Source organism: Amycolatopsis taiwanensis DSM 45107 (assembly GCF_000519205.1).
Classification (GTDB): Bacteria; Actinomycetota; Actinomycetes; order Mycobacteriales; family Pseudonocardiaceae; genus Amycolatopsis_E; species Amycolatopsis_E taiwanensis.
Genome location: NZ_JAFB01000027.1, coordinates 88,633 through 115,145, shown reverse-complemented (window position 1 = coordinate 115,145; position 26,513 = coordinate 88,633). Strand labels below are relative to the sequence as shown.

Below are 26,513 nucleotides of genomic sequence, written 5' to 3'. Positions count from 1 at the left end.
TCGGCCAGACGAGGGACCACCGGAGCCCCCGCTCGGGTGACGAGCGGCTATCCGCGCGATCTCATTGACCAGGGTGTACCACTGCGGCCCCGATCGAGGTCGGCCGCGGCCCGGCCGCAGGCGACGATCATGCCGCCGTACCCGTCCCGGAGTGGATTGCCGCCGGCCACGGTGTGCTGGACCACGACGTCGTCCGCGCGCCGGAAAAGACACCGGAGCACGTCGTCGATGCTGATCGCAATTGCCGGAAAGTGGTTGTCGGCCACCTGGTAGCCGGTGGAGTGTGCCATGAAGGCGATGGCGAAGGGCGCGCCCGGGCGCAGCACGCCGAGGAAGTGCTCGACCGCCGCGACGAACTCGGCGTACCGGGGCGTGATCGATTCCGCGACGAAGAACATGGTGCCGATATCCCATTGCTGGCTGGTCTCACTCAGCGCGAAGACGCTGCCCTCGGTGACATCCGTGCATTTCGCCAGTTCGAGTTGCGGGTTTCCACCCAGCTCCGCGTATACCCGTCGTTCGCGCAGCACGAGCCAGAACTTTCCCCAGATTTCGGACCAGCTCGGCCAGCCGCCGTAGCGTTGTCTGATCAACCAGTCGACGTTCGCGCGGGAGTGTTCGTACAGGGTCAGGCGGTCACAGAACGGCAACATCGCGAGGGCCGGGTACAAATTCGCCCCGGTGCCGACATCGATGCCGCGGCGGCCGGTTCGAACCGGGTCATCGGCGAACGCGTCGACGAAGAAATCCCGGACGAACGCGAGGGTTCGCCGATCATCCTCGTGGACGGCGGCATAGTTGCGCCGGAGATATTCCTCCGGATCGAAACTATCCCACGGGTAGTCGCCGTTGCGCCGGTCCTCGGACGTCACCCTGCCCCCCAATGTGATCACCTCGCCGAACGGGCGGTGGGGCCCCCGACGAGTTTATCGCGGTTTTGCGCCCGAGTGTGTCGATCGTGGCACTGTTCGTAAAAGGCCGGAGCCAGAACTTGTTGGAGCAACGCGAACTCACCCGTCGGTCCATGGTCTGAAGCGGAGGAGTCAGCAGCTTCGCCAACGAGCCAGATGTGGCGAGGCGAATTTTCCCAAGCGCAGGCAATGGTTTCCTACGACGTTGGTAAGGCGGACCGAGCCAGGCCAAGTCGTACTCGCCAATTGTGGTGAGGATGCCGGCGAGTAGCGCGGCCGCGCGGGCCGCAACATATCGGCACCGGCACCGCACAGCGCTCAACGCCTGGTCCCGGCGATCGTTACCCTCGAGGCAAGCCGATCAACGGGAGAGGAACGCATGGCGGGAACAGAGCTCTCCTACGAGCCACACGATCGACGGGTGCTCGCCATTTGAACCGTCCATCGAGATGATCCGTCAGCGACCGTCCTGGCACTACCAGTGGATCGTCGTCCATCAGTTCCTGCCCACTGTCGCCGATGCGGACGTGATACGCGACATCGAGCGCAACGGACCCCGGTTCTACCGCCCGGGTGGCGGGCCGTTCATTCCGGCGGAGTTCTCCGTCGCCGCCTTCCGGTTCGGGCATCCGACCGTGCGTTCGAGCTATCAGGTCAACGAGAACTTCCCCGGCAAGATCTTCCCGGACGACCCCAAGGCGCCGGCCGAACCGCGTTCGGACCTGCGAGGCGGCCCGGTCGATGCAGAGCATGCCATTGACTGGCGGCTGTTCTTCGGCATCGGCCGGCACGACAGCCCGCAGTTCGCCAAACGCATCGACGCCACCCTCAACGCCCAATTGCTGGACCTGCCGGTCAGCGCCATCCCGGGTGCCAACGACGGCGCGCTCGCCCGCCCGGTCGCCTCTCTGGCGGTACGAAACATGCTTCGCAGCGAGGCGCTGGGCCTGCCCTCAGGGCAGGACGTCGCCCGCAAGATCGGTGAGGTCCCGCTGACCGACGAGCAACTCGGGACCGAAGGCCCGATGTACCTGTGGTACTACATCCTCAAGGAGGCCGAGGTACTGGCACACGGCCGTCATCTCGGCCCGGTCGGCAGCCGCGTGGTCGGCGAAGTGATCATCGGATTACTCGACGCCGACCCGACCTCCTACCGGTCGGCCTTCCCCGCCTGGCAGCCGACGCTGGGCGCTCGCGGCGCGGACTTCGGCATCGCCGACCTCCTCCGCACCGCGGGAGTACTCGACGACAAGTAAGGCAAGTGCCACACGATTGATCTATCTGTCCATGAAGGACGGTCGGGTTCGCCGGCAGCCGTACCGCGCGAGGGTACGGCCGCCATACTAAGCTGCGTTGGTGGACATCGGTTGGCTCGAAAGCTTTCTGGCGCTGGCCGAGCACGAGAGCTTCACCCGGGCCGCCGCGGCACAGCACATCAGCCAGCCCGCGTTCAGCAGGCGGATCCGCGCGCTCGAGGGGTGGTTCGGCGAAGCCTTGGTGGATCGCTCGACGTTTCCCGTCGCCCTTACCCCGGCCGGGGCGAAGGTGCGCGCGAGCGCGATCCAGATGCTGGCCGGGCTCGATGCGGTCCAGGAGGAGATCCGGGGGCGGCACCGGACTCCGCGGGACGCCGTGCGCGTCGCGGTCACGCACACGCTGGCCACCACGTACTTCCCGGCTTGGTGGGCGCGCTGCGGTGATCCGCGGCCGATACCGTGCTCCCTGCTGGCCACTAACACGCTCGACGGCTACGACCTGCTCGTGCAAGGTGGGTGCGATCTGCTCCTCGCCTACGCGGACCCGGCCGGCCCGCCGAGTGTCCCGGACGCCGACGTCGAGTGGATCGTGGTGGCCGGCGACCGGCTGGCGCCCTACTCGTCGGTGACCGGTGGGCAGGTGGACTACACCCTGCCCGGCACGCCGGGCAGCCCCGTCCCCGTGGTCACGCACGGCCAGGGCGCGTTCCTCGGCCGGGTCACCGACCGAATCCTGGCTCAGCGCGACCTCCATCTCACCCCGACTGTCCAAAGTGATCTGACATCGGCCCTCACCGCGCTCGTCCACGCCGGGCTGGGGGTCGGCTGGCTGCCGGAGAACCTCGCGTCCCCGGGGGTCGCGGAGGGCACGCTGCGGCAGGTGGGCGACGCGACGCTGACGGCCCGGCTCGAGATCCGGCTGTACCGCATGCGCCGCGAGCGGATGTTCCGGCACGTGGCCACGATATGGCGCAACGCGGCCAAGCTCGCCACCGGCGAGGCCTGACCGTCGCTACCGCGCGGCGAGGTCGGAAACCACACACTCCCGCGCCACGGCCCGGGCGAGCAGGTCGGTCGGGTCGAGCAGTTCGACCGGCCCCGGCGCCAGGAGGTCGGCTGCCAGTGGAAGTTCGGTGCAGGCCAGGACGATGCGCGTCGACCCCGCCCGGGCCATCGCTTCCACCGCGTACCCCAGGTGCTCGGCGGCGGCCTTCACCTCGTTCAGTTTGACCTTCCCGATCGCGAGGTCCACCTGCTCCTGCACCGGCTCGGCGGGGACCGCCACGTCGAGGCAAGCCCGGCGGAGCCGGTCCTGATACAGTCCACTATGGATGGTGCCACGGCTGCCGAGGAGTCCGATGGCGCCATCCGGACCCTGCTGCCGGAAGAGTTCGGTGACCGTTTCCTCTACCATGTCAAGGAACCGCAGCCCGGTGTCCGCGCGCAGGTCGGGCAGGAACGCGTGCGCGGTGTGGCAGGGCATGGCGACGATCGTGGCACCGAGGTCGCGCAGGTGCCTCGCCCCGGCCAGCATCGCCGGGTAGGGCTGCGAACTGCCGTCGATCACCGCCGCGACCCGGTCCGGGACGGTCGGATCAGCCCAGATGACCACCCGGAGGTGGTCCTGGTCCCGCGTCGCCGGGGTGCAGCGGATCAGCTTGGCGTAGAAATCGGCGGTCGCCGCCGGCCCCATCCCGCCGAGAACGCCGACGAGGTGGTCGTGTCGCGCCACGGGCTCAGCGCCGCTCGAACGCGGAGCGGTAGCCGAAAAGGCCGGCACTGCCGCCGGTGTGCAGGAAGACGACGTTGTCGGATTCGGCGAAGGTGCCGTCCGCGATGTTGCCGAGCAGGCCGGCGAACCCTTTTCCGGAGTACACCGGGTCGAGCAGGATGCCCTCGGTCGACGCGACGAGCCGCACCGCCTCGATCATTGAGTCGGTCGGGACGCCATAGCCATCGCCGACCCAACGGTCGTCCACCAGCACGTGCTCCCTGGCCACCGTGCCCGCGGCACCGATGAGGGCCGCGGTGCGCTCGGCAAGCCCGAACACGGCGTCGATCTGGACCTGCTGCGGCTGCCGCACGCTGATCCCGAGCACGCGTGCCGGGCTGTTCATCGCGCGCAGCCCCGCGACGAGCCCGGCCTGCGTTCCGGTGCTGCCGGTGCCGTGCACCACCCAGTCGACGGCGATCGGCGCGGACTCCAGTTCCTGCGCGCACACCACGTACCCCACGGCGCCCAGCGCGTTCGAACCGCCGCCCGGGATCACGTACGGTTTCCGGCCCTGCTCGCGCAGGTCGCCGGCGAGCAGTTCCATCGCCTCCTGCAGGTTGGTCCCGGCCGGCACGCGATCGACGATCTCGGCGCCCAGCAGGTCGTCGAGGAGCACGTTGCCGGAAAGCTCGTACTCCTCGTCGCGCACCTGGCGCTTCTCCAGGAACAGCTTGCACTCCATCCCGGCTCTGGCCGCCGCGGCGGCCGTCTGCCGCGCATGGTTCGACTGGGTGGCACCTTGCGTGATGAGCACGTCGGCCTTCTGCTGGATGGCTTCGCCCACGAGGAACTCCAGCTTCCGGGTCTTGTTGCCGCCGGTCGCCAGACCGGTGCAGTCGTCGCGCTTGATCCACAGCCGGGGTACCTTCGTGTGCCGCTCGCGCAGGTGCGCGGTCAGGCGGTCCATCGGCTCCAACGCGGTGGGAAAGTGCCCCAGCGAGAACCGGGCGAAACGCGCAACCTGAACCATTCAGCCATCACCTCGATGTGCCGGGGGCAGTGGATCACGTCCAGCGTTGGCCGCCCGTACTCCGGTGGGCAACGGTCATGCAGATGACGCATAAGGTCACGCCCCTTCCCCGACCGGGACCACACTTCCTTCCCAATCGTCAGCGGAACCGCCCGGGAAGGGACGAGTCAGGCATGGAGGATCCGAACGCGAACACGGCGCCACGGGGCGCCCGCGAGGACGCTGCCGGGCGTGGCCGGCGAAAGCTGCCGATGCCACCGATGGGTGTGCAGGTCCTCGCCGCACTCGTCATCGGCGCGGTTCTGGGCTTCACCGCCCCGTCGTTGGGCGAACACCTGAAGATCGTCGGCGACGGCTTCATCCGGCTGATCCAGATGAGCATCGTCCCCCTGATCTTCCCGCTCATCGTGGTGTCGATCGCGCGCCTGAAGTCGGCGCGGTCGGTGGGCCGGCTGGCCGGGAAGGCGCTGCTGTACTTCGAGGTCGTCACGACGGCGATCCTGATCCTGACGCTGTTCCTCGCGTTCGTCACCGGCATCGGGAAGGGTGCCAACCTCGGCGCCCTGGCTCCCGCGAACACCAACGGGATCCAGAAGTCGGTGGACCTGCAGTCTCTGTTCCTCGACATCATCCCGAAGAACGTCTTCGCCGCACTCGCCGACGGCGACCTGATCGCGATCCTCTTCTTCGCCGTGTTCCTTGGGCTCGCGCTGACCAGGATCGGCGGCAAGGCCAAGCCCGTCATCGGCGTGCTGGACGGCGTGGCCGAGGCGATGTTCCAGGTCATCGGCTGGGTCGTGCAGCTCACGCCGCTGGCCGTAGTGTCCTTTGTGGCCTACAGCACCGCGCACTACGGCTGGGGACTGGTGGCGAAACTCGCCCAGTTCGTCATCGTCTTCTACGCCGCCGTGATCGTGGTTCTCGTGGTGATCTTCCCGATCATCGCGGCGATCTTCCGGGTCCCGTATGTCCCGATGCTGCGTGCGATCGGCGATCTCCTGTTCCTGTCTTTCGTCACGCGCAGCGCCGAAGTGGTCCTCGCCCCGCTGATCAGGCGGCTCGACAACTTCGGCGTCGACCGGACGGTGCCGTCGTTCATGATGCCGCTCGGGTACTCCTTCAATGCCGACGGCGCCACCATGTACGAGGGGCTGGCGGTGGTTTTCCTGGCACACGCCTACGGGGTGGAACTGACGATCCCGAAGCTGATCACCACGTTGCTGGTGCTCATGTTGCTCACCAAGGGCATCGCCGGGGTGCCGTCGGCGTCGATTGTCGTGCTCTTTTCGGCCTCGGCCGCCATCGGCTTGCCCGCGGAGGGCGTCGCGATCCTGCTCGCCGTCGACTTCGTCGTCGACATGGCGCGCACCGGCCTGAACGTGGCGGGCAACTCCCTGGCGACCCTGGTGGTCGCCAAGTCGGAAAAGCTCTTCCGCACCGGGAAGCGATACGAGGAGGAAACGCCGGTCCCTGCCTGATCGGGAAAACTACAGATCTGAGCGTGACAGTCTCCCGTCAAGTGATGCGCCGGCCACGTTCGCACGATTTCGGCAAATAGAGCGTCATATGACGAATTCGCCCTGACTCCATTTGGCGGACACGATGGCGTTGCCGGTAGCAACCGCGGCTACAACGCGCAGTCCGACCGGCCCGACGACGGCATCAACTCGGCAATCGTCTCGGCGCAACTGGCCTAAACCTGGGTGTGTTACGAAAAAAGAGGATGACCTCTTACCGGGTTCGCCTTTCCCTGTAACCGCGAACGTGCAATCATAGTGCGAACGATTCAAAGGGTGAGTGGGAACCCGAGTGGGTGCCTGGGGACGTAGCTCCTTGTAGTGCGTATCGGTTCGAGATGCCTGAACCGAGGTATCGACATGGCTGCCGAAACTTCGGCCGTTGTCCTCCAGCATGGGAACCGGCTGGTTCGCGAAGTGCTCGCCGGCCACCTGATGCGCGAGCCCGGTATCGACCTCGTCGGCACGGCGTCGTCGGGGCCCGAGTTGATCCAACTCTGCAAACTTCGAAGACCGGGCATCGTCGTGTTCGAGGTCGATGTGCTGCGTTGGAGCAACGAGCGGCTGATCGCACTGCTGCGGCAGTCCGGGCGCCAGATACGCATAATCGGCGTACACGACGCACTACCGGCTGGATACGCCATTCGAGCCTACGAAGCCGGTGTCAGCGCGCTGGTCTCCTACGCGAGCGGACTTGACGCCTTGCTCGACGCGGTCAAGATCCCGTCGCTACCGGTGGAGGTCGCCCGCGAGGACGGGGCCGGTGGGCAAGCTCTCACCGAGCAGGAACTACGGCTGCTCTATTTGATCAGTGCCGGTTATCCGCCCCGAGAGATCGCGACGGAGTTGGGCATCAGCCTGAACACGGTTCAAAATCACAAGAAACGAATCTTCAGCAAGCTCAACGTGCACAACCAGGCACACGCCGCCGCGAGCGCGGTCCGCCTCGGCCTGCACGCGGGCGCGGTCCGCCCGAAACCGCCGTACCGAAGGAAATCCAGGCAGCGTCGAAGCGTCAGCGTCGTGCTCACCGCTCCTGCCAGTCGCCTCGTCGACGATCTTCGCGAAGTCCTCAGCGAGCACGATATTCCGGTACTGGACGAAGGCGCCAACGGCAGCCGGGAAGGCGGTACCGGCAACGAGACGCTCATCACCGTTCTGGTGAATCCAAGACAATCCGAGTGGCGCTCACTGGATGGCTGGCTCGTCATCGTCGACAGCCGGGAGCTCAAGCGTTCCCAGGTCACCAAGGCGTTCGCGAGTGGCATCGCGATCGTGCCCGCATCGCGGATCGACGACCTGCTGGTGCCCGCCGTCCATGCCGCCGGGCAGGGCTATGTGCTGGCGAACTCCACCTATGTCCGGGCCCTGTTCGGCCCACCGCACGCCGACTTCGCCGAGGGTTGGCGGCGGTGGGAACTCGCGCTCACCCCTCGGGAGAAGGAGATCCTGGCCTCCATCAGCCGTGGGCACGTGACCAAGCAGACCGCTCGGCTGCTGGGCATCTCCGCCCGCACGGTGGAAAACCTGCAGAGCAACCTGTTCAAAAAGCTCCGGGTGCACAACAGAGCGGCGGCGTTGGTCGTCGCGCGCGATCTGGGCCTGCTCGACGAATGATCCCCGGGACAGGCGGCTACGGCTTGTAGAACGAGGAATCGTGGGGTTCGCCGAGCACGGCCCGGCCGATGGTCGCCAGAATGTGGTCGTCATTGTCGTGCCGCACGTAGAACAGCAGGTCCCGCTGAATCCGCTCGATCGGGCTCGGCTTGACCAGGCAGCGGGCGCCGCAGGCGCGTACGCAGTGGTCCAAGGTGTCCAGGGCGAGATGCTCCACCAGGTGGCGCGCCCGCGAGCCGGCCGCGCGGGCTTCCGCCACGCGCCCGGAGTCCCAAAGGTCCGCGACGTGTTTCAACCACAGTTGACCGGTTTCCACGGCGACGGCCATCGCGCCCACTCGTTGCTGTACATAGGGATCGTCGCTCTTGTGCTGATGCGTGACGTACTCGAGGGCGTAGGCGTAGGCCGCCTCCGCCGCGCCGAGGAAGCTCGCCGCGTATTGCGGGATGAACGCCGTCTGCCAGGATTGGCGCAGGTAGTCCCCGGCCTCGCCGATGCGCTGAGTGTCCGGGATGAAGGTGTGGTCGAAGCGGACCAGGTGGCTGACCGTCGCCCGCATGCCGATCGGATCCCACCACGAGGAGTCGATCGACACCGAGGGGTCGGCCAGCTCGCAGGCCAGCATCAGCACGCCGGATCCGGCGCCGGAGGCACTGTTCCTGGCTCCGCCGGGTCCCGCGGTGTCGACCAGCAGGATCGCCCAGTCGGCGCCGGTGGCGCTGGTCGCGAATATCTTGGTGCCGTCGACGATCCAGCCGTCCCCCTCCCGCTGCACGGTCGTGCCGAAGCGCTTGGGCTCGCCGGGCTTTGGCGCACGCGGCTCGCCACTCCACGCCACCCACTTTTCGCCGTGGCGCACCACTCCGTCGAACCATCGTGACTTCTGTGACTCGGATCCGAGCGCGTCGATGAGCACGAGCGAGTTCACGTGCCCCTCCCAGCATCGGGCCAGGGACAGGTCCGCCGCGGCGAGGCGCTTGGTCATCAGCCACAGCGTATGCGTGTCGCCGTGCATCGGCCCGAGTCCCAGGCCGCCGTGGGAACGCGGCACGGCAGGTGCGTGCAGACCCGCGGAGAACAGGTCGTCGAAGTCCTCTACCGGGAAGGAAGCCGTACGGTCGTAGCCGTCGGCACGCTGGGCAAAGGTTTCGGCCAGCGTCGAGAGTCGCTCGAGTAGTTCGGGATGGTTGACGTGCTGATCGATCGGAATGGTCACCTCAAAAACTCCCTCTGCGCTGGTACCACCGGAAAGCCGAATTCGCCGTGTGATTCGCTCGGTCCGGGCCGTGATCTGCCGGTCAACAGCTGAAACTGCCGGTCGACCTCGACCTCGAGAACTCGCCGGCCGTCGACGAAAACCCCGTGCCGTGCGCGCACGGCGGCGGCCAACTCTGTCTCCTCCGGACCGTAGACGAAGTCGACGACCACGGCGCCGTCGGCGATCCGGTCAACGGCGAACGGCGGCATCCCGCGGACAGGCGTGGCGTGCACGATGAGCGAGTACTTCTCCGGCGCGAACCGGGCGAGCGGCAGGTAGTCGACGCCGAGTAGGTGCGCCGCGTACCGGCCGCGTTCGCGCCCGCGGTTCACGATCGTGGGTACGGCGCCCGCCCGCAGCAAGCCGGCCGCCGCGCCGCGCCCGGCCCCACCGCAACCGACCACCGCCGCCGCGCGACCCGCCAGGTTCACCCCGGCGCGTTGCAGGGCACCGACAACGCCGTCCGGGTCGGTGGTGTACGCCCGCCAGCCACCGCCCTCACGAACCACGAGGTTGGCCGCCCCGGTATGGACGGCCTCCGCGCTCGCGGCGTCGGCCAGCCGCAAGGCCTCCTCCTTGAACGGCGCGGCCACGGTGGCCCCGCCGAACCTGAGACCGAGCTGTTCGAACCCGGCGCACATCGCCGCCCACGAGCCGGAGAACTCGTTGGCGGGCAACGGCACATAAAGCGCCGGGAGGCCGAGGACCCGGTAGGCGTCGTTGTGCAGGCGTGGTGAGTCGGACTCCCGCATAGGCCGGCTCACGATGCCGTACACCTGCTCAAGGGGCGGCAGAACCGGGAACGGATAGGCGTTGAGCAGATGCGGTACGGACGGTACGCCGCCGGCACCGTCCTCGCCGAGTCCCCCGAAGACGACCGGGGCGCCGAACCACGGCGCGAGCACCCGGCTGCACGCGCCCAGGTTCCCGGTGGCGAAGGCCGTGACATCGGACCGGTCGAGCCCGGCGAGCAACCGCAGTGGAGCCATGGCCTGCTCGACCGTCTCCGCCTCGGGCGCCAGCACGTACAGGCACGCGGGCGTGCTCACCATGCGAGCGAAGACCGCGCGCAGCCCGGCTGAATCGAGCCCCCTGCCGTACCAGCAGATCCGTCTGCGCTGTGGCGGGATCGCGGCCAGCAGGTCTGGCGAGAGATCCCTATCGACCTCCAGTTCGACGACATCATATGACCGCGCGGCGGCGAGGAGGTGGCGCCGCCGCTCGGCGGCATCGCCGGCGAACGCCCCGCCGTACTCCGCGCTGCGCAGGCAGTAGACGAGTTCGCCGTCGAAAAGGCCGCGGAGCACGTCCAGGTCAGGACTGCCGGCGAGGTCCGCGCGGACCTCCAGCGCGGTCGCCTTTCCCCGCAATGCGCGTAGGTCGTCACGTCCTTTCCACATGGTCGTGGTCAACGTCGCCACGATCGCACAGGTCCGTTCTGCCGCGCCATTCCACGCCGGTCGGGGACTGGACAAATTATTGGTCATGATGACAATCCATTGTCATGGACACCTCTCCGTGGACGATGTTCAGCTCTGTTCTTGACAAACGACACTGCAAGCGAGCTTTTCTGAGCAAATCGGTACCACGCGATCTCCTGGCGAACGTTCTGCGGGCGTCGGCGTGTGCCCCGTCGACCCGCAACGCGCAACCGTGGCAGGTTGCCGTGGTAACCGGGCAGCGCAAGGATGCACTCGCGCGCCGGCTGTGTGCGCAGTTCGACCGCGGTGTCGCCCAGCAAGCGGACTACGAGTACCGATCGTCTCGTTCGGACGAGACCGCCGAGGCCCGAGCCCGCGAGGCCAACGTCGGCGTGCTGCTCGCCAAGGGGTACAACGGGAACGACCGGGCCGCGCGCCGCGCCCACTTGCGGGACAATCTCGGGTTCTATGGCGCTCCCGTTGAGATGATCTTTCACCTGCCCGTCGACGCCAGGCCGGGTCAGTTCCTCGAGATGGGCTTTTTCGTCCAGAACGTCATGCTGTCCCTGATCGCCTGCGGCCTTGGCAGCTGCCCACAGTTCAGCGTGGCCGGCTACCCGGACGCGATCCGTGCGGAGCTGGGGCTCGGGCCGGATCGCCTGGTCGTGTGCGGACTCGCGGTCGGCTACCCGGACGAGTCGATGCCGGTGAACCGGTTCCAGCCGGGCCGCGCGGAGTTGGCGGACTACGTGCAGTGGCACGATTAGGCACCGCCTGCCACGGCCGACCCGTACTGAGGATTGATCTCATCGAGACGTTGCCGCACCAGTACCTGGAGACGTCGCGCACAGTCTACATAGGACGTGTAGACACCTGCTGCCGGCTCGGCGATGTCGCCGTCGCGGTCAAGGCAGTGGACCCGCGTGCTCAGTTCCGGTGCCAGTGCGACGATCTTCTTCCGGTGCGCGGCCGTCATGCAGAACACGGCTTCGCTTTCCAGGCACAGCGCCGCGGTCAGCTTGCGAGTCTCGTGCCGGGGCACCGGAATGTCCAGTTCGCGCAGGGCCTTTGCCGCCATCGGCGCGATTCCGCCACCGGGCTGTTCCACCGCAACTCCCGCGCTGCCCACCAGCCAGTCACCATCGCCGGCGACCGTGGCGAGTTCGGCTCTGGCAATGGCTGCCGCCATGGGTGAGCGGATGGCGTTGCCACCGCAGACGAACAGCAGCAGCGGTTGGCTCGCCGCCCGCCGCGGATCCACGGGAGCGGCGAACCTCGCCAGAATCGTGGGGTAGCTCAGCATCAGGGCCGCCAGGATCACGAGCCCGGAAGCGACGAACTGGGCCACGCTCGGCGACGGCGCCCCGAACAACATGCCGAGCAGGAACGACGCGGCCACACCGGCGAGCAGACTCGAGCACACGTGCACCGGCACACCGAAGGAGTACTCACGCCGGTCCAGGAAGATCAGCGAAGTGAACACGAACAGGCCCTCGTAGCACACTCCGATCAAGAACGCCGGCACGGCCGCGGAAGTGCCGAGGAACGTGGTGAAACCCTCCCGGAGCGGACCGACGCCGGCCAGCGCGGCCACGCCGAGGATCGCGACGAGCAAAACCGGCGTCGTCATGTGCTCCTCGACGAAGAAGCGCCGGTCGGTCGCGATGGTGCCGCGCTTGGCATGCCGGCTCATGACGAAGAACCGGCCGAAGTAGGCGATCACGTAGGTGAGCACGCTGGCCACCGCGCCGATGGTGAGTACGTAGTTGTGCACGTCGGCCAACGCGACCACTCCCGACAGCACACACAGCCCCAGCGCGACGGTCGAGTACCAATGAATCTTCCGGTAGCGCAGCAGATCGACGACGGGAGTGATGACCAACGTCCCGACGCGCATCAGAATGAGTCCCAGCGCGATCGATACGCCGGGAAAGGTGAAGTTGAGCGTTGTGGTGCCAATGATCAACGCCATCCAGAACGCCGATATCGCGGTCTCCCGCCCCGGGAAGGGCAGGCTCACCCGGCCGATGCGACAACGCCGGGCGTAATGCCACCAACGTAGGATGGCCAGCGTCAGCGGCATCGCCGCCAGGGTTCCCAGCGCCGAGGCCGGAAGGAGGACCAGTCCTCGGACAGGGCTGCTCAGCATCGGCAGCAGGCCATCCGACATGGCCTTCGCCAGGCCGCTGTACGGGGTGTACCAGATGAAATAGCCGATGCCGAGTCCGAGCATGCCGAACCCGGCCTGACGTGCCCGCGTCATGAGTTCTCCTAGCCGGCAGCGGCGTCAGGACATAGAAAAGCGCGTCACGTGCTCACCCAACCACGCACGCGCGAATGCCCTGTAGTTGTCGGCGACGATAACGGAACCCACCCAATTCGGGTGGGCCATGGGTTCATATGGTCGCGAAGAATTTACCGCAGGTTCGCGGATAATCACACCTACCTAGGGGATCTTGCCTCCCCTAGGAAAAACGCGTCATGGCCACCATGGAGGACCGAATCTACGGTCGGATGGAAAGGATCTTCGTGGCGTGCCGGCACCGAAGACATTCCGGAGTGAGATGATGCCAGTCAACGCCCGGCGGATGCGTTTTCACTGGAGTCTGCCATCGTCCGGTGTCGCCGATCAGCGCAGGGGCGCCAGGTTCAGAAATGAGATCAACCAGTTCGCCGACCTGGACCGGCAGCGCGACTTCTGTGTGCGGGCCGACGAGCTGGGCCTGGATTCCGTGCTGTTGCCCATCGGTTTCCAGCGTGCCGATCCGACGGTGCTGGCCACCGTGTTCGGCCTGGCCACCAAGCGGATCAACCTCATGCCCGCGTCTCGCCCGGCGGTCATCTCACCGACGCACTTCGTCCAGCAGGTCAACGCGGTGTCCGCGTTCACCAACGGCCGGATCGAGATAAACGTGGTGTCGGGTCAGGGTTCGGACGAACTCCGCTACTACGGCGACTTTTCCACCCACGACGAGCGTTACCAGCGCACCGACGAGTTCTGGACCATCTGCCATGCCCTGTGGCGGCGCGAGTTCCCGGTCAACTTCGAGGGAAAGTTCATCCACGTCGAAGGCGCCAGGATCAACCAGCCGTTCGTCTCACCGGACCGGGACCGGCCGTATATCTATATCGGCGGAAGCTCCGACCAGGCCAGGCAACTCGCGATCAAACACGCGGACTGCCTGCTGCGCGTCGTCGAACCGCCGGAACAGCTCAAACCCAAGATCGAACCCGCGCTGGCCGCCGGCATCGAGGTCGGGATCATCAGCAACCTGATCGCCGGGCCCACCCACGACGACGCCCTCGATGCCGGGCGCATGCTGGCCCAGAACGCCGGCGAGCGCGGCAAGGCAGCGGTCGCCGAATGGCGTTCGAAGACCTCGGAGTCGGTCGGCTTCAACGCGATCTATCAGCTGGCCGAGGAGCGCTCGAGCTGGCTCACGCCATATCTGTGGACGGGACTCGTCCCCTACATGGGCCCGATGGCGATTTCGCTGATCGGCGATCCCGGCGAGATCGTCGAATCGATCTTCGAATATCGGCGGATCGGCGTCACCCAGTTCATGTTCCAGGCGCGACCGGACCTGCCGACCCTGGAGTTCTTCGGCGCCAACATCCTGCCGAAGATCAGGCAGCGGGAAGAGCAGGAGCCGGCGGCCGCCGTCGATTCGATCGGTGAAAAACGATGACGAAGACATCAGCGCTGGACCGTCCGATGCGCTTCATGTGGAGTCTGTCCTCGGTCGGCGACCGCCTTCGCCGATCAAGCCCCTTGTCCACGATGAGCGGCCTGCCCAATCCGGACGAGCATGTCGAGTTCTGTCGCCGGGCCGAAGCCAGTGGCATTGACTCACTGCTCATGGCCTTCGGCTTCACCAGGCCCGATCCGATCACCTATTCGGCGGTGCTCGGCGCACACACTGAGAAGATCAAGTTCCTGGTCGCGGTGCGCTCCGGCATCGTCTCGCCGACCTATTTCGTCCAGCAGATCAACACGCTGTCGGCGCTCACCCGGGGACGGGTGTGCATCAACATCGTGGCCGGGCGCGCGCCGGACGAACTGCGCTACTACGGTGACTTCGTTTCCCACGACGAGCGTTATGAACGCACTGACGAGTTCTGGAGGATCTGTCACGCGCTGTGGCGGGGCGATGGCCCGGTGGATTTCGCGGGACAGTACTACCGGATCGAGGGTGCGAAGCTCAACACTCCGTTCGTGTCGGACGAACGGAGCCGGCCCGAGATCTATCTCGGCGGCAGCTCCGATCAAGCGCACGCCCTGGCAATCCGACACGCTGACTGTCTACTGACCCTTCCCGACACACCGAAACGCATGGAGCCGAAGGTCCGGGCGGTCTTGGAGAGCGGAACCGAGGCCGGACTGCTCGTGACGCTGGTCTGCAAGCCGACCCACGCCGAGGCGGTCGAAGCGGCACACGCGATCGTGGCCTCCGCAGGGCAGAAAGCGCGTGCGACGCACAATGTGCTGCGCAAGCAATCCGACTCGGTCGGCTACACGACTACCTACGACCTTGCCGATCGCGAGTCCGCCTGGCCCACCCCCTATCTTTGGACCGGCGCGGTTCCCTACCTGGGGCCGCCCGGCATCGCCCTGGTCGGCTCGGCACCGGAAATCGTGGACGCACTCTTCGAGTACCGGGCCATCGGTGTCACCCGGTTCCTCTTCATGGGTCATCCCGATTTCGAGCAGATGACCTTCTTCGGTGAAGAGGTCCTGCCCAGGGTGCGCGAGCGCGAACAGGCCGGAAGTCTGTTGACGTGACGAGAAGTCAGCTGCTCACCGCGCACTGACCGCGGTCGACGCGCTGCGGAGTACCGGCGGAGGGGCGGACGTCGAAATCGAAGATCGCGGTGGGGATGTAGAGCGTGGCGCAGGCGTTGGGAATATCCACCACCCCGGAAAACCGGCCCTCGATCGGCGCCGCGCCGAGGATCAGATAAGCCTGCTCACGGGTGTACCCGAACTTGGTGAGGTAATCAATCGCGTGCAGGCAGGCCCGGCGGTACGCGAGCGTGGAGTCGAGGTAGTGCTGCTCGCCGGACTCGGTCACCGACAGCCCGGCGAAGGTGATGAATTCGGTGTACTGCGGGTTGACCCGGCCGGGCATGAAAATCGGGGCCTCGATGCCGAAGGTCTCCATCCCGCCCTTGATCACGTCGACGTGGAGGTCGAGGAAACCGCCCATCTCGATGGCGCCGCAAAAGGTGATCTCCCCATCGCCCTGGCTGAAGTGCAGGTCTCCCATCGACAGGTTGCCACCGGACACGAACACCGGGAAGAACACCCGCGACCCCCGGGACAGGTTCTTGATGTCCTGGTTGCCGCCGTTCTCCCGGGGCGGGGCGGTGCGTGCTCCCTCGCTCGCCGCACGCTCGGCGTCGGCGCCGGTCAGCGAACCCATCAGCGCGCTCTGCGCCAGCGGGGGCAGGGCGAGTGGCGGCACCGCGGAGGGGTTCGTCGCGATCAGGTCACCTTCGCGGCGGTTCCAGCGCGCCAGCAGGTCGTGTGACGGTGCGGTGCCGATGAGTCCGGGGTGCGCGATGCCGGTGAACGAGACCCCGGGCAGGTGCCGGGATGTCGCGACCTGGCCATGGAAGTCCCAGATCGCCTTGTAGGCGTCCGGGAAGTGGTCGGTGAGGAATCCACCACCGTTTTCTCGCGCGAACACACCGGTGTATCCCCAGCCCTGGCCCGCGACCGGACCCTTCTCCTGCGGTACCGGGCCGAGTTCCAGCACGTCCACGATCAGCAGGTCGCCGGGTTCGGCGCCGTCCACCGCGATGGGACCGGACAACTGGTGCACAATGGACAGGTCCGCGTCTCGCACGTCGTTGGCCGAGTCGTCATTGTGGATCGTGCCGTCGAACCACTCGCGGCACTCGACGCGGAACTCCTCGCCTGGGCGCACCGTCACCGCCGGCGGCACGTCCGGGTGCCAGCGGTTGTGGCCGAGCACATCCTGCTCGGCGAACTTGCGTGACTGGTCGACGCTGAACTTCACCTCGGGCATGGTGCCTCCTCGTCTCGAACGGTTCGTCGGCGTGTGGTCAAGGGCAGGGGGCCGCGCGTACCTGGCAGCGGTAGGAGTAGGTGGACAGAGGACCTGGCCGTCGCCAGTGACCGCCGACATCTAGGACTTCCCAGCCCCTCGCGGTTCAAACCGATGGTTCCGGCCGTCACCGGCACGTGGCTTTTCTCGACACAGCACAGAGGACACACCTGAGCCCGCTCACGATTTCGAAGGCCCGGTCCCTGCCGTGACGCGACTGCGACGGCAGCGCCACGCTTGCCCGGGTTTGTAGTCCGGGCACCGGTCGATTAAGATCTTTGATACCCTACAGGGGTAGGGTGGTTGTCAGTCGAAAGGGAGATCCCATGAGCGAGAGCACCTTCACCGTCAAGGGGATGACATGCTCCGGTTGCATGAACAAGGTGACGACCGCGGTCACAGGTGTCGCGGGCGTCACCGATGTCGACGTGGACATCAGCAACGGTGAGCTCACGGTCGTCAGCGAGTCCCCGGTCGACCCGGAGGTGATCCGCAAGGCGGTCAGCGAAGCCGGATACGAGGTTGTGAGTTGACGGGAAGCGCCTCGATGGACAGCTCGGCTCCGGCCGAACCGGCGGTGGTGATCAAGACCGTGGACAACGGGCCGTACCAGGTGAAGGGGCCCGTCAAGATCGTCGACCACGAGAACAACGTCTACGAGCTCGGTCCCGGCCGAACCCGCCTGTTGTGTCGTTGCGGATTCTCGGAGAAGAAGCCGCTCTGCGATGGCTCGCACGCACGACAAGGTTTCGTCGCAAAGGAGCGGGCCACCACGAAAGTGACGGAGTAGCAAACAGGACGGCCGGTGGCGGGTTCGCCCGCCACCGGCCTTTCGCGCGTATCAGTTCACAATCGGGTCATGAGCTGGCCAGTAAAGCCTCCAGCGCTGCCGCCGTGTCCGGATAGCGCCCGGTCAGCGCCGCGCCCGATACGGCGGGCCGGGCGGTCTCCCACGGTTCGTCGCAGCCCAGCAGGTTCGCCACTGCGTTGCACGTCGCGGGATGGGTCGTCAGCAGCGTGGCGCCGCGTGCACCGGCCCGGCGTCGCGTCTCGAGTTTGGCTGCCGGGGCCGGCTGGGCCTGCCAAGGTGGCACCCACTCATCCAGCGCCGCGAGCCGGCCCGGGAAGAGCCGGCCGGCCTCGCGGATGAGCAGTGGGGCCAATTCGCCGCCACCGGATCCCAGGGTGGTGATCAGTCGCGGCAACCACGGCAGCAAGACCGCGTCCGGCAGCCGGCCGAACGCATTCGACACCGCGGCCACGACGAAGTCGGCCAGTCCTGGCACCGGCCCCAGTGCGTGCATGAAACCGTTCAGGTAGCGCGGATAGGACGGTACCGCCAACGGGTTGTCGAGCAGCTGGTCGCACCGAGTTCTCAGTTCGGTGCGGGACAGGTTCCCCAGCTGCACCTGGGCCGCCCACAGCACTGCCACCTTCGACGGCTCCTCCGGATGCGACTGCGCGACCGCCAGCTCCAGCTGGGTCCGGTCGCAACCCAGTGACAGTGCCAGACTCTCCATGCTGAACAGGAACCCCAGCATCGCGGCGACCTGGTTGACGTTCGCGTCTTCGTCCGTGAACGCCGTTGGCAGCAGAGTGCAGTAGTGCGCATAACCGGTCTTGACGAACGACTCGATCCACTGCGGCAGCGCCGCCTCGTTCGTTCGGTAGTACGCCAGCAGCCGACGCACCCTTCGCAGTACTTCCGGTGCACCATCGACCGTGCGCTCGGTTTCCAGTACCGCCAGGGCCCGGGCGCCCAGCTCGCCGGCCAGGCGATGGCTGCGCAGGTACAGCGTCGCATCCTCGACGGCCTCCAGAACCTTCGCGGCCGTCGCCTGTGGACTGTACGCCGCGCGGCGGAGCCGTTGTTCCAGAACCTGCTCGATGCTGACGCCCTCGTAGCCGAGTTCGATGAGTGCCCGTTGGTGGGTGCCCAGCGCCAGGTCCCACGACTCCTGGATCGGCCGCTCCCCCAGTCTCCGCTCCCCCATGATCGGCCGCGCGGCGCCGGGCGGCATCAGGTAGCGCAACATCCACAACACGTCGGAGCATTGCTCGAGCTCCGGCTGTGACGCGATGTCCAGCAACGCCCTCCGCACACCGCGTTGGTCGAGCCTGAGGTTCAAGGGTGCCAGACGGTCGTGCACGTCGCGTGCCAGCGGGGGCAGCGCGTCGTAGCCGACCTGGCCGATCCGGTCGCCGCCGAGCATGATCTCCACCAGGCGGCGCACGTCGCGCCGGCCGGGCACGACGTCCTTCTCGATGCACGTGATCGCCGCGTCCTGGAAGTCGTACGGCGTGGGCTTGGCCCGGTCCCGCATGCCCGCCAGCAGGATCGAGGTCTCGAACACGGCGATCGAGTCGGCGGTGGATGCCAGGTAGCCGTTGCGGCGGGCGGCCCGCACGATCTCCACCGACCAGCCGAGCAGTTCGGCCTCGTCCACCCGGTCGAGGGCCGGCGGGCGCTGCAGAAAGCCCGTCAGGCGATCCGATGGGGTGCTCGCCGGCTCGGGGACCGCGAGCGTCGCCGGCTTCTTCCGTTTCGAGCCGCCGGCTTGACCCACGAGCCGGAACGGCCGCACACGCGTGCGTTTGACGTTCTTCGCCCACTCGGCCGCGGCGATCGACACCGAGCCGGCGGCCAGACCGAACTGCGCCTCGATCGCCGCATGGCTGGACGGGATCAGGCCGTACTGCCACTTGCTCGCGCTGGGCGGGCCGATCTCGAAGTCGCCGGTGCCGTGGAGGCCGAACTCCTCGACCCGGCTCGCGGCGTGGAACGCGCCGCAGATGTACAGGCAATCCTTTGGATCGGCGCCGGTCGCGGCGAGGTGTTCGCGCATCCTCGTCCACATGTGACGTTCACGATCCTCATCCACGCGCACCCGGTGCGGATCTCCGGGTGCGAGGCGGCGGAACAGGCTGCCGATGAGAAACATGACCTGCCGGTACGTGTCGTGGTCGCCGTCGCCCAGCGGCACCTCCACGTACTGGTGCCACCACTCCGACCAGTGCCGCACCCGGCCGTGGCGCAGCAGGTGCTCCTCCAGTTCGGCGAAGCGCGGCCGCAGGTCACCGATCTCCACACCGACCGCATCGCCGTGCAGCGTGGCTTCCTCCTCCGGCGGCGGCGCGTCCTCCTCGACCGATGGCGTGGCGGGGGTCTGCCACTGGAAGACATGGTCGGCGGAGCGGTCGACCAGGACGAGCTCGACCCCGGGTGTGTCCAGTGCGTAGGCGATCGCCTGGTACTCGGCCGATGCCTCGGTGATCGGCGCCACCACGGACAGCGGCGACCACTCGGCCGGGAAACCCTCGACATCGCTCGCGAACGCCTGCACCGCCACCGGGAGCCTGCAGTTGCGCAGTTCGGTCAGCAGCGGCGCCATGTCCTCGCACAGCTCCAGATAGACCACCTTCGGCTGTTTCTGCCGCAGCCGCCGCGCCATCGCGACGGCCGATGCCGGCGAATGGTGGCAGACCGGGAAGATCTCGAGTGGTTCACCTACCGCCCGGTCCACGTCGTCGACGATGCCGAGGAGGATGCCCTCCAACGCGTCGGCGCCGCCGGCGAACGTGGTCGCGGCCGCACGCAACTGGGTGCGCAGCGCTTCGAAAGCGCCCTCGTCACTCACGACAGGGTGGCGATCGCGTCGCGACCGCCCTCCAGGAAGTCCGGCCAGGCCCCACCCTCGTCCTTGCTGCGCGGCTCGACGACGCCGTGCAGGTACTTGTTGAGGATGGCCAGGTCCTCCGGTTCCCGGCGGGCCAGCGAGCCGACGAACGAGGAGGCGAGGGTGCGGCCGGTGAGCGCGCGCTCGCCGAAGAAGTTGCTGTGCAGGATCGCGTCCTCGAGCACACCGATCTGCTCGGCGGTGGACAACGCGGACTCCAGCTTCTCGTCGTCGCTCCCGGCCGCGGCCGCGGACGCACGCAGGTCGGCGAAGCTCCGCAGCAGTACGTCGAGCAGCGTCGGTGGCACGTCCAGCTCGATCTGGTGACGGCGCAGCAACTCCTCGGTGCGGAAGCGCACGATCTCCGTCTCGCTCTTCTTGTTCGTCACCACCGGGATGCGGACGAAGTTGAAGCGGCGCTTCAGCGCGGAGGACAGGTCGTTGACGCCCCGGTCGCGGCTGTTGGCGGTGGCGATGATGGAGAACCCGGGCTTGGCGAAGACGATGTTGTCGCTGTCCAGTTCCGGGACCGAGATGTACTTCTCCGACAGGATCGAGATCAGCGCGTCCTGCACATCGCTGGTGGAGCGGGTGAGTTCCTCGAACCGGCCGATCGAACCGGTCTCCATCGCGGTCATGATCGGCGAAGGGATCATCGACTCCCGCGACTGGCCCTTGGCGATGACCATGGACACGTTCCACGAGTACTTGATGTGGTCCTCGGTGGTCCCGGCCGTGCCCTGCACGACGAGGGTCGAGTTGCGGCTGATCGCGGCGGCCAGCAGCTCGGCCAGCCAGCTCTTGCCGGTGCCCGGGTCGCCGATCAGCAACAGGCCGCGGTCGGAGGCGAGCGTGACGATGGCCCGCTCGACGAAACTGCGGTCGCCGAACCACTTCTGGGAGATCTCGCGGTCGAGGCCGTCCGCGCGCTCGGCGCCGAGGACGAACAGGCGCACCATCTTCGGGGACAGGCGCCAGGCGAACGGCTTGGGGTTGTCGTCGATCGACTCCAGCCAGTCCAGCTCGTCGGCGTACTTGAGCTCGGCGGGGGCGCGCAACAGGTCGGACATGAAAACCCTTTCAGTGTTATTCGGAACGTGTTCGGGTAGCCAGGCCGTGACTTGCTGTGTCACCAAGCGTTCCCATCTCACGTTTTGAATCAACCCTCCATCTAAGTAAGGAAGTTCTTGAGTTCGTGAACGAGCTTGCGGATGTGACCGGAGATCACCGGCGTGCCGAGGTCCTTGAAGCGCTCCCGGAACCACGGGTTGACGCTGCCGCGGCCGGCACTGGTCACCGAGCCGACCGGGATGAACTTCGCCCCCGAGCGGTGGATGGCGGCCATGGCATCGAACAGCGGCGCGGACCGCGACTCGTAGAAGTCCGAGATCCACACCACCACGGTGTTGCGCGGCTCGGCGATCTTCGGCTGGGTCAGCGCCATCGCGACCGTGCCGTCGGTGCCGCCGCCGAGGTTGGTCCGCAGCAACGTCTGGAAGGGATCGTGCACCCACGGTGTGAGGTCGAGAGCCTGGGTGTCGTAGGCGATGAGGTGGACGTCCACTTTGGGCAGACCGGCGAAGATCGACGCCAGGATGGTGCAGTTGACCATCGAGTCGACCATGGAGCCCGACTGGTCGACGACCGTGATCAGCCGTTGCGGCGTGGTCTTACGAGCGGTGTGGCGATAGTAGAGGCGGTCGACGTACAGCCGTTCCTCGTCGGCGCTCCAGTTGGTGAGGTTCTTCCAGATGGTGCGGTCGAGGTCGAGGTTGCGGTACACCCGCTTGGGCGGGACCGACCGGTCCAGCGCACCGACGCCGGCCTTCTCCACCTGGGTCCGCAGCACCTCGGCGACGTCGTCGACGAAGCGGCGGATCAGGGCCTTGGCGTTGGCCAGCGCCACCCCGGAGAGGTTGTTCTTGTCGCGCAACAACTGCTCGATCAGGGACATGCTCGGGGACAGGCGCGCGGCCAACTGCGGGTCGGCGAGCACCTCGCGCAGGTGCATCCGCTTGACGAGGTCCGCTTCGATGGCACCGAGTTCTGGGCCGATCTCCGGAATCAACTGGCTGAGATCCGGTGCCGGTGCGCCGCCTCGAGTATCGGTCGCGCTGACACCACGGCCCCCGGGACGGCCACCGCGCAGCTCCCCCGGCTCGCAGCCGAGCGCCCGCTCCAGCCACCCCGCGTCGGACTGCCAGCGGGACAACTGCTCCGCGGTGACCGTGCCGGAGCGTGACGCGAAGACGTTGAGCAGCAGCTTCGACACCAGCGCCGCACGCCGTACCTCGGCAGCGCGGTTACGTTCGCCGTCGCCGTCCGGCGCCGGGACCATCAGGCCGTCGAACTCGGCGGCCAGTTCGGGGTGGCGCTGCACGACCGAGTCGACACCGGCCCGTGGGTCCAGCAACGCCGTCGGCAGGCCGATGTCCTCGACGACGGCGAGACTCGCCGACTCCAGCGACGTCTGCTCCTCGTGATCGAAGAGCCGTGCGAGAAGCCGCCAGTACAGGACCTGGCGACGGTTGTCGTGGGAGCGCACCACATGGTTCGGTTCGGTCATTTCCGCAACAACCTCCCGGCGCGCTCACGCAACGCCGCGGTGGCGCCGGTGGCAGCCTTCTCGGCCTTGACGCCCGCCTTGTCGGTCGTGCCGCCCGCCCACGCCCCGGCCTGGACCGTGACGGTCTTCTTCCGCACGGTGGTCTCGACCGCGAGCGGCTGGACGCTGAACGTGCCGGCATCCCACCGCAGCAGTCCGATACACGCGGTGGACGCCGCGACCGCCTCGGGTGTGAGCGGCCCGGCACTCGGGACGCGATCGATGTCGACGGCCAAGCGGTGCCCGGCGATGGTGAAGGCCAGTGCGTCGTCATCCTTCTCCGCGGCATAGCCCTCCAGGAACACGGGCACGGCGATGCGTGCCGGGTGCCGGTCCACCGGCGCGGTCGCCGGCATGGTCGCGGTCGGCAGGGCCACGCGTGCGGTGGCGAACGCGTCGGCGGGCTCGCTCGGCCGCGCATGCTCGTCGTCCCAGATCAGGTCGCCCTCGGCGGTGATCGGCATGTCGGCCACCTCCATCGAACGGCCCTCGCTGACGGCGTGGAGAAGCGACATGTGCGAGCGGAGCAGCTGCCAGATGCCCGCACCGAGGACGGTGTCCGGTTTGGACACCGACACGCTGGCCCGCACGAGACGGGATGCGGTGCCGTCCTCGGGCTCGAACACCGCGTGGACCTGAGCCTGCGCGGCGGTGGCGTGCTCGTGCAGGTCGATGCCGAGGGGAAGGACACGGCCGGTGGCCGTGCCGGCCGGCGGTACACCGGCCACCCCCGGCAGCGTCAGCAGGATCGCACGCGACCACAGGTCGCCCCAGCGGCGCGCCGGAACGCGGTCCAGCGCCGAACCGGGACAGGACGCGGCGAGCTCGGCCGCGAAGCCGTCGAGCAGCGCGGCGAGCCGCCGCAGGGCCGGGTCCGGCAGCATCGCGGAGACGACTGGCGCCGCACCCGAGACCAGGTCGTGGTCCAGGCCACGCCACCCCGCGCGCGCCAGGTCGGACAGCCACGAGCGGGCGGCGTCGAGCAGGTTCGGCGCCGCTCCCCCGGTTGGCACTGGGGTGATCTCCTCACCGGTGGACCGGCCGGTCGCCTCCTCGACCCGGGTCATCAGCGCGTCGTGGACCGAACCGAGCAGTGCCGTGCGCCCGGCGGCGATGGCGACGAAGTGGTCCTCAGCCGCGGCACCGGCCACCGCCTTCTCGGCCGCCTCGGCGACCCTGGCGGAAAGCGGAGTGCCCGCCACGGCGTCGGCCAACTCGGCCAGATCGGCGAGTGGTGGCCGCAGGAGCCCGGTGGCCAGGGCCCGGTCGACCGCGTCGACGGCCACCATGGCCTCGTCGAGATCTGCGATGGTGTCGACAAGCAGGTCCGCCCGCATCACACCACCGCCCGGGTCGGCGGGAACCACTGCATCTCCGGCAATGGTGCGGTGGTGGGGGCGAGCTCGAGATAGGCGAGCTGACGCAGGAACTGGCTGAAGACGGGCGCGGCGGCGCTGGTGTCCCCCTGCTGCGGACGCGCACTGCTCATGGCCGTGGCGATGGCCTGAGCGCTCTGCTCGCCGTCCGTGGTATCGACCCGCAGGTAGCGGGACACCCGCTCGGCTCCGTACTGCAGCACCGCTTCGTTGACCAGGGCCAGGATGTGGTTGCAGAACATGCCCCGCGCACCGCCGCACGGCCGGTTGTTGTTGGTGCTGCAGGCGAAGGTGTAGGTGCCGGCCGCGACCGAGGAGACGTAGACCCGCCCGATGTCCGAGCCGCTGGACACCACACCCTGCAGGCGTCCGTCGGCCAGCTCGACGAACGGCACCTTGGCGAGTTTGCGCGGACGAGCGGGTGGCAACACCCGTGCCGTACTCGACCTCTCCCAGTCTGACAATGCGCCTTCTCCTTGCCGCGATTCGGTCGCCGCGCCGGTGGTGGCGGGGATGCGACAGAACGTACTGGCGACCACTGACAATTCCTGTTCCCGCAGGTAACGGCCCGTGGGATGAAGAAGCCATGGCCACTGCCAGAGCCGCCCGAGGCGAAGCCACGGACGCTGCGGACGACGACTGAGTCCGGGCGCCTGCCGTCCGGGCCGTTGCCTTTGGTTGTACCGGGTTTAGAGCGGCCTTGGAGCGGTCCGGAGCATGGTGGCCCCATGACCGCCGGCCGTTTCGACGTCGACCTCGACGAACTCAACACCCTGGCAAACACCAACATTCCCTACATCGAGAAGACCTGCTCGGATGCCGAGACCACCCTGAAGACGAACGCGCAGCACGACGCCGCGATCTTCGACGAGACCGCGAACAGCACGTTGTATCTCGATGTGGCGACCACCTTCGCCGAGACGCGTGCCGATCTGGAAAACCTGCTGGACGCGCTGTCGTCCAGCCTTGAGGAATGCGCGAAGGCGTTACGCGAAATCCACCGCCGGTACCAGGACGCCGACGAAAACAATTCGGCAAAGCTCAAGAAGATCGGAATGGCGCTATGAGCTGCCAGCAAGCAATGGATCTGGTCTCCCAGATCGAGGACGAGATGTCGGCGTGGCACGTCACGCAACGCAAAGCGGCCAGAGAAGCGCTGTTCTGGATCTTGCCCATGATTCCCGATGTTCCCGCCATACAACAGTCACTCGACGCGCAGGCGGCACAGGATGCCGTCAAGTCGATCCGGCCGCGCGCGGAGAACCTCTCCGCCGGAGACGCCGACGCGGTCACCGACACCAAGAATGTCCTGTCGGCCACCCGGGAAACACTTTTCGAGGACGAGCCCCAGGGATTCGGCGCGGCGACCCAGAACATGCAGCACTGGCAGGGCAGCAGTGCGACGGCGTTCAAAACTTATTTGAACCAGACCGACACGGCCTATCGCGTGGCGCAGGACGCGCTGGGTGACCTCGCCACACTGTACGATCTGTACGGAAACATCGTCAGTGAATGTCATCACGACCTGATCTCCATTCTGCAGGCCGGGCTCTCCGCCTTCCAGAACGTCGATCAGCAGGCGATTTCGGTCGTGCTGACGACCGCCTCGGCGGTGCTCGCCCCGCTGACCGCCGGTGACAGCCTGGTCCTGGTCGGTCTGGCCGGGCTTGTTGGCGGCGCCTCCAGCCTGGTCGCCACGATCAACGTGTCGACCTCGTCGGATTTGGAGACCGCGCAGAGCATCCTGACGGCCCTGGACCACCTCAAGGACAACACGAACGCCCGCATCAAGCAGGTCAACGACACGCTGGTCGAACTGGGCAAGAAAACGAACTCGAAGACCGCGGACGTGCAGCATAATGTGCCGACGTTCGCCCAGCCCGGCCAGCCGTTCGATCCCGGCTCGTTCGAGCCGGATTCCCCGCCGCCCAATCCCAAGCCGATCTCGAAGGACCCCCTGGTCCCCGGTGTGGACTGGCCCAGCGACATCGGTCAACGGCTGAATCCGGTCTAACGGCCGTCGAGGAAACCACAGCCGCGCACGCCTCCTGCAATGGACC

At 67.3% G+C, this 26,513-nt stretch carries 23 protein-coding genes; 11 read left to right on the top strand and 12 right to left on the bottom strand.

Annotated features, from left to right (window positions below; genetic code table 11):
* Positions 1-47: 47 nt before the first annotated feature.
* The gene (locus A3CU_RS46020) at positions 48-872 is read right to left on the bottom strand and encodes an SCO2525 family SAM-dependent methyltransferase (RefSeq protein ID WP_052371972.1); all 825 of its coding nucleotides are present in this window, start codon (positions 870-872) and stop codon (positions 48-50) included.
* A 488-nt stretch (positions 873-1,360) separates the two neighbouring features.
* Here A3CU_RS46020 and A3CU_RS46015 point away from each other — a divergent pair, with 488 nt between their 5' ends.
* Entirely contained in the window at positions 1,361-2,167 is an 807-nt protein-coding gene (locus A3CU_RS46015; RefSeq protein ID WP_052371971.1) for a peroxidase family protein, read from the top strand.
* 100 nt (positions 2,168-2,267) lie between these two features.
* Entirely contained in the window at positions 2,268-3,173 is a 906-nt protein-coding gene (locus A3CU_RS46010; protein ID WP_052371970.1) for a LysR family transcriptional regulator, read from the top strand.
* Positions 3,174-3,179: 6 nt separating this feature from the next.
* Here A3CU_RS46010 and cuyB read toward each other — a convergent pair whose 3' ends face one another.
* Together cuyB and cuyA are read right to left on the bottom strand one after the other, a co-directional pair.
* Positions 3,180-3,899 carry a cysteate racemase gene (cuyB, locus tag A3CU_RS0121890; RefSeq protein WP_027944108.1) on the bottom strand — a complete coding sequence of 240 codons (720 nt, stop codon included), beginning with the start codon at positions 3,897-3,899 and terminating at the stop codon, positions 3,180-3,182.
* 4 nt (positions 3,900-3,903) lie between these two features.
* Positions 3,904-4,911 carry a D-cysteate sulfo-lyase gene (cuyA, locus tag A3CU_RS0121885; RefSeq protein ID WP_027944107.1) on the bottom strand — a complete coding sequence of 336 codons (1,008 nt, stop codon included), beginning with the start codon at positions 4,909-4,911 and terminating at the stop codon, positions 3,904-3,906.
* Positions 4,912-5,084: 173 nt separating this feature from the next.
* Between cuyA and A3CU_RS46005 the strand changes: the two genes are divergently transcribed.
* Both A3CU_RS46005 and A3CU_RS0121875 read left to right on the top strand, forming a co-directional pair.
* Positions 5,085-6,389, top strand: coding sequence for a dicarboxylate/amino acid:cation symporter (locus A3CU_RS46005; protein ID WP_245617250.1), 1,305 nt, complete (start codon positions 5,085-5,087; stop codon positions 6,387-6,389).
* A 399-nt stretch (positions 6,390-6,788) separates the two neighbouring features.
* Positions 6,789-8,045 (top strand): LuxR C-terminal-related transcriptional regulator, encoded by a 1,257-nt coding sequence (locus tag A3CU_RS0121875; protein WP_027944106.1) that lies wholly within the window; start codon positions 6,789-6,791, stop codon positions 8,043-8,045.
* A gap of 16 nt (positions 8,046-8,061) precedes the next feature.
* Here the strand turns inward: A3CU_RS0121875 and A3CU_RS0121870 are convergent, their stop codons facing one another.
* Positions 8,062-9,261 (bottom strand): acyl-CoA dehydrogenase family protein, encoded by a 1,200-nt coding sequence (locus A3CU_RS0121870; RefSeq protein WP_211246484.1) that lies wholly within the window; start codon positions 9,259-9,261, stop codon positions 8,062-8,064.
* Positions 9,258-10,790: a type I 3-dehydroquinate dehydratase gene (locus A3CU_RS0121865; RefSeq protein ID WP_084143569.1), complete on the bottom strand. Its 1,533-nt coding sequence runs from the start codon at positions 10,788-10,790 to the stop codon at positions 9,258-9,260. Before A3CU_RS0121865 ends, A3CU_RS0121870 begins: the two co-directional genes overlap by 4 nt.
* Before the next feature lie 17 nt (positions 10,791-10,807).
* Here A3CU_RS0121865 and A3CU_RS0121860 point away from each other — a divergent pair, with 17 nt between their 5' ends.
* Complete coding sequence (locus tag A3CU_RS0121860) at positions 10,808-11,491, top strand: nitroreductase (protein WP_084143567.1); 684 nt, start codon at positions 10,808-10,810, stop codon at positions 11,489-11,491.
* On the opposite strand, the gene A3CU_RS49940 is transcribed toward A3CU_RS0121860, so the two are convergent.
* On the bottom strand, positions 11,488-12,987 hold the full coding sequence (locus A3CU_RS49940; protein ID WP_052371969.1) for an arsenate reductase/protein-tyrosine-phosphatase family protein: 1,500 nt from the start codon (positions 12,985-12,987) through the stop codon (positions 11,488-11,490). The two genes, A3CU_RS0121860 and A3CU_RS49940, sit on opposite strands and share 4 nt — an antisense overlap.
* 304 nt (positions 12,988-13,291) lie before the next feature.
* Here A3CU_RS49940 and A3CU_RS45990 point away from each other — a divergent pair, with 304 nt between their 5' ends.
* Both A3CU_RS45990 and A3CU_RS0121840 read left to right on the top strand, forming a co-directional pair.
* On the top strand, positions 13,292-14,413 hold the full coding sequence (locus A3CU_RS45990) for an LLM class flavin-dependent oxidoreductase (protein ID WP_169739671.1): 1,122 nt from the start codon (positions 13,292-13,294) through the stop codon (positions 14,411-14,413).
* Entirely contained in the window at positions 14,410-15,507 is a 1,098-nt protein-coding gene (locus A3CU_RS0121840; protein ID WP_027944102.1) for an LLM class flavin-dependent oxidoreductase, read from the top strand. The genes A3CU_RS45990 and A3CU_RS0121840 overlap by 4 nt, the downstream gene beginning before the upstream one ends.
* Before the next feature lie 7 nt (positions 15,508-15,514).
* Here A3CU_RS0121840 and fmdA read toward each other — a convergent pair whose 3' ends face one another.
* Positions 15,515-16,756: a formamidase gene (gene fmdA / locus A3CU_RS0121835; RefSeq protein ID WP_027944101.1), complete on the bottom strand. Its 1,242-nt coding sequence runs from the start codon at positions 16,754-16,756 to the stop codon at positions 15,515-15,517.
* A gap of 365 nt (positions 16,757-17,121) precedes the next feature.
* Between fmdA and A3CU_RS0121830 the strand changes: the two genes are divergently transcribed.
* Together A3CU_RS0121830 and A3CU_RS0121825 are read left to right on the top strand one after the other, a co-directional pair.
* On the top strand, positions 17,122-17,328 hold the full coding sequence (locus A3CU_RS0121830; RefSeq protein WP_027944100.1) for a heavy-metal-associated domain-containing protein: 207 nt from the start codon (positions 17,122-17,124) through the stop codon (positions 17,326-17,328).
* On the top strand, positions 17,325-17,585 hold the full coding sequence (locus tag A3CU_RS0121825; protein WP_245617249.1) for a CDGSH iron-sulfur domain-containing protein: 261 nt from the start codon (positions 17,325-17,327) through the stop codon (positions 17,583-17,585). The genes A3CU_RS0121830 and A3CU_RS0121825 overlap by 4 nt, the downstream gene beginning before the upstream one ends.
* Before the next feature lie 67 nt (positions 17,586-17,652).
* Here the strand turns inward: A3CU_RS0121825 and A3CU_RS0121820 are convergent, their stop codons facing one another.
* The 5 genes from A3CU_RS0121820 to A3CU_RS0121800 all read right to left on the bottom strand — a co-directional run bounded on the left by A3CU_RS0121820 (position 17,653) and on the right by A3CU_RS0121800 (position 24,917).
* On the bottom strand, positions 17,653-20,433 hold the full coding sequence (locus A3CU_RS0121820; RefSeq protein ID WP_027944098.1) for a DUF5682 family protein: 2,781 nt from the start codon (positions 20,431-20,433) through the stop codon (positions 17,653-17,655).
* A complete protein-coding gene (locus A3CU_RS0121815; RefSeq protein WP_027944097.1) occupies positions 20,430-21,542 on the bottom strand; it encodes an ATP-binding protein in 1,113 nt (370 codons plus the stop codon). The genes A3CU_RS0121820 and A3CU_RS0121815 overlap by 4 nt, the downstream gene beginning before the upstream one ends.
* Before the next feature lie 101 nt (positions 21,543-21,643).
* Positions 21,644-23,038, bottom strand: a complete 1,395-nt coding sequence (locus A3CU_RS0121810) for a VWA domain-containing protein (protein WP_027944096.1) — start codon at positions 23,036-23,038, stop codon at positions 21,644-21,646.
* The gene (locus A3CU_RS0121805; protein ID WP_027944095.1) at positions 23,035-24,444 is read right to left on the bottom strand and encodes a hypothetical protein; all 1,410 of its coding nucleotides are present in this window, start codon (positions 24,442-24,444) and stop codon (positions 23,035-23,037) included. The genes A3CU_RS0121810 and A3CU_RS0121805 overlap by 4 nt, the downstream gene beginning before the upstream one ends.
* On the bottom strand, positions 24,414-24,917 hold the full coding sequence (locus tag A3CU_RS0121800; RefSeq protein WP_052371982.1) for a hypothetical protein: 504 nt from the start codon (positions 24,915-24,917) through the stop codon (positions 24,414-24,416). The genes A3CU_RS0121805 and A3CU_RS0121800 overlap by 31 nt, the downstream gene beginning before the upstream one ends.
* Before the next feature lie 264 nt (positions 24,918-25,181).
* Here A3CU_RS0121800 and A3CU_RS0121795 point away from each other — a divergent pair, with 264 nt between their 5' ends.
* Both A3CU_RS0121795 and A3CU_RS0121790 read left to right on the top strand, forming a co-directional pair.
* Entirely contained in the window at positions 25,182-25,520 is a 339-nt protein-coding gene (locus tag A3CU_RS0121795) for a hypothetical protein (RefSeq protein WP_027944093.1), read from the top strand.
* A complete protein-coding gene (locus A3CU_RS0121790; RefSeq protein WP_156960482.1) occupies positions 25,427-26,467 on the top strand; it encodes an apolipoprotein L family protein in 1,041 nt (346 codons plus the stop codon). The genes A3CU_RS0121795 and A3CU_RS0121790 overlap by 94 nt, the downstream gene beginning before the upstream one ends.
* Positions 26,468-26,513 lie beyond the last annotated feature (46 nt).